Raw genomic sequence first — 3,387 nt, forward strand, 5'->3', positions numbered from 1 at the left:
ACGCACAGAAAGACCAATTTATTCCTCAGCATATTGCCAACCTGCTGTGGGCCATGGCGAAACTGGTGGACAACGGGCTGGAGCGCACAGCAGAGTTCAAAGAGGCTGTGGTCTTGTTGTTGCCCCACGTAAACGTACAGAAAGACCAATTTATTCCTCAGGCTATCGCCAACCTGCTGTGGGCCATGGCGAAACTGGTGGACAACGGGCCAGAGCGGACACCTGGGCTCAACGAGGCCGTGGCCGCCCTGTTGCCCCTCGTGAACGCACAGAAAAACCAATTTACTCCTCAGCATATCGCCAACCTGCTGTGGGCCATGGCGAAACTGGTGGACAATGGGCAAGAGCGGACACCTGGGTTCAACGAGGCCGTGGCAGCGCTGCTGCCCCAAGTGAACACACAGAAAGACCAATTTAATGCCCAGGGTATCGCCAACCTGCTGTGGGCCATGGCGAAACTGGTGGACAACGGGCTGGAGCGGACACCAGAGCTCAACCAGGCCGTGGCCGCCCTGTTGCCCCTCATGAACGCACAGAAAAAACAAATTAATGCCCAGGGCATTGTCAACCTGATGTGGTCCATGGCGAAACTGGTGAACAACGGGCTGGAGCGGACACCGGGGCTCAAAGAGGCGGTGGTCACACTGTTACCCCACGTGAGCGCACAGAAAGACCAATTTAATCCCCAGGGAATCGCCAACCTGCTGTGGGCCATAGCGAAACTGGTGGACAACGGGCAGGAGCAGACACCAGGGCTGAACGCGGCCGTGGCCGCGTTGTTGCCCCATGTGAACGCACAGCAAAACCAATTTATTCCTCAGCATATCTCCAACCAGCTGTGGGCCATGGCGAAACTGGTGGACAACGGGCAGGAGCAAACACCAGAACTCAAAGAGGCTGTGGCCGCGCTGTTGCCCTGTGTGAACACACAGAAAGACCAATTTAATCCTCAGGATATCGCCATCCTGCTGTGGACCATGGCGAAACTGGTGGACAAAGGGCAGAAACGGACACCAGATCTCAACGAGGCCGTGGCCGTGCTGTTGCCCCACGTAAACGCACAGAAAGCTAACTTTACACCACAGGTAATCGCCAACCTGCTGTGGGCCATGGCGAAACTGGTGGACAACGGGCTGGAACCGACACCAGAGTTCAAAGAGGCCGTAGTCGCGCTGTTGCCCAGCGTGAACGCACAGAAAGACCAATTTAATGCCCAGGACATCGCCAACCTGCTGTGGGCCATGGCAAAACTGGTGGACAACGGGTACGAACAGACACAAGAGTGCAATGAAGCGGTGGCTGCGCTGTTGACCTGCGTGATCGTACAAAAAGCTAACTTTAACCCACAGGCAATCACCAACCTGCTGTGGGCCATGGCGAAACTGGTGGACAACGCGCAGGAGCGGACACCAGGGATCAACGAAGCTGTGATCGCATTGTTGCCCATCGTTAACGCACAAAAGACTAATTTTAATCCACAGGAAATCGCTAACCTGCTGTGGGCCACGGCGAAACTGGGTGAACTCGTTGAGCTGAACGTGGCTACCTCTACGATCGAATCGCTCGTCTATCGAATCAGTGAGAACCTTCAGTTTTCTCAGGAAGGGATATCGATGTCTCTCTGGGGAGTAATGGTATGCTGTGCCAGGTTGGCTCTAGACTCCAATGCCAATAAAAATAATGTGTTTGAAAAGCACATGGATGATCTGTTTACTCGCATGGAAAGTACATCGCCAGATAATGAAGAGGATCAATCCATCATGATCATGGCCGCAAGTTGGCTTGGCAGAGCGTGTCCGATCATCCCCCATTACCAGACAACCATTTCAAAACTTCAATCCAACTTCCGCGATCAACTCCAATCATGCATGCCCTCTTTGAAGATTGAAGAAGAAAAGTGTCTGAACTCATTGCCTCCCGTTGACCTGCTGCTGCCAGATTACAACATGGTGATTGAAGTTCAGGGACCATCCCATTACGTGGGTGGTGATTTCAATACCAGGAATGGTTCAACTCTGCTTAAAATCGCACTGCTGCAAAAAGCAGGATTTGAGGTCATTGAAATCCCGGTTAACCAGCTTAGGCACATAGATTTAATGAAACCATATATTGATCAAATAAAGACCAGGGTAAGCATCCCGCCACAGGGTGATGGCTCTGTATCACTTAAAAAAGGGTGGACAGATGCTGAATACGTGACTGCCGAAGAACAGTTAGAAGAGCAAACCAACCCGGAAAAGAGGAAGAAAACAAACAGCCAGTAATCGCCTGCCTCCCATCATGACTCAAGTAAACTTTTCCGCAAAATGAACTTCTGGGCAGAACAGCAGTCTGCTTTTTATATTTTCATGAATTAATGAAATATAATTATGGATAGAAGTTCTGCTGGTATCAGTGGTCAATACACAAGATCAGATAACGGTTACAACCAACCGAATGGCCATGCCGCTTCCAGGCGTGGGCGATATAGACAAGCCACAGTCAGACAGTGGGATAATACCCCACGCACAACCCCGAGGCGTAATAAAGTTTACCATTCTGCTGCCACAGGCCCTTCTCAATATCTACTGCGCCGTTCAGTAAACCCTGCTCAAAATTTTAATGCTCTCGCCAAACAGGAAATAATGGCTGGTCTGGTGAGTAAATCGGATCGCTTCGGTCATCGCTATGATGGGAGAGATCACGGCCTGTATGCCAGTTCAATTAAAAAATACACGTCAGCGTCTAAAAGACCGTTAAATCGAGCGGAACAAAGCCAGCTGATGCGTTTGCTGCAAAATTTCACAGCAACGCGGAGCTGGAATTGGCGAAGCCTGACGACAACACTGCACTCATTTACTTCAGCGGGTGTTTTTACCCCCCATAAACCCATGGATGAGTGTGTTCAACTTACTCAAGCAGCCTTATTGTCAAAGCTACTGGATGCAATAATATTCAACTGCAACCAAAAGCCTGGAGCCAGGGATATTGATGCCCAGGAGATCGCCAACCTGCTGTGGGCCATGGCGAAACTGGTGGACAGCGGGCAGAACCGGATACCAGAACTCAAAGAGGCCGTGGCCGTGTTGTTGCCCCATGTGAACGCACAGAAAAAACAATTTATTCCTCAGGGAATCGCCAACCTGCTGTGGGCCATGGCGAAACTGGTGGACAGCGGGCAGGAGCGGACACCAGAGTTCAACGAGACCGTGGCCGCGCTGTTGCCCCGCGTGAACGCACAGAAAGCTGACTTTAAACCACAGGAAATCAATAACCTGCTGTGGGCCATGGCGAAACTGGTGGACAACGGGCAGAAGTGGGCATCAGGGCTCAAAGAGGCTGTGGCCGTAATGTTGCCCCACGTGAACGCAGAGAAAGACCAGTTTATTCCTCAGCATATCGCCAACC

2 protein-coding genes are annotated in these 3,387 nt (G+C 51.4%); both read left to right on the top strand.

The genetic code is table 11. The features are described from left to right. A partial coding sequence (locus J7438_RS24810; RefSeq protein WP_209278727.1) for an RAP domain-containing protein occupies window positions 1-2,264 on the top strand: 2,264 nt, incomplete at its 5' end. A 105-nt stretch (window positions 2,265-2,369) separates the two neighbouring features. Next, window positions 2,370-3,387: hypothetical protein (locus J7438_RS24815; protein ID WP_209278728.1), on the top strand; the 1,018-nt coding region annotated here is incomplete at its 3' end.

Origin of the sequence: Thalassotalea sp. G20_0, from assembly GCF_017744175.1 — a bacterium.
In the GTDB taxonomy this organism is placed as follows: Bacteria; Pseudomonadota; Gammaproteobacteria; order Pseudomonadales; family Endozoicomonadaceae; genus Endozoicomonas.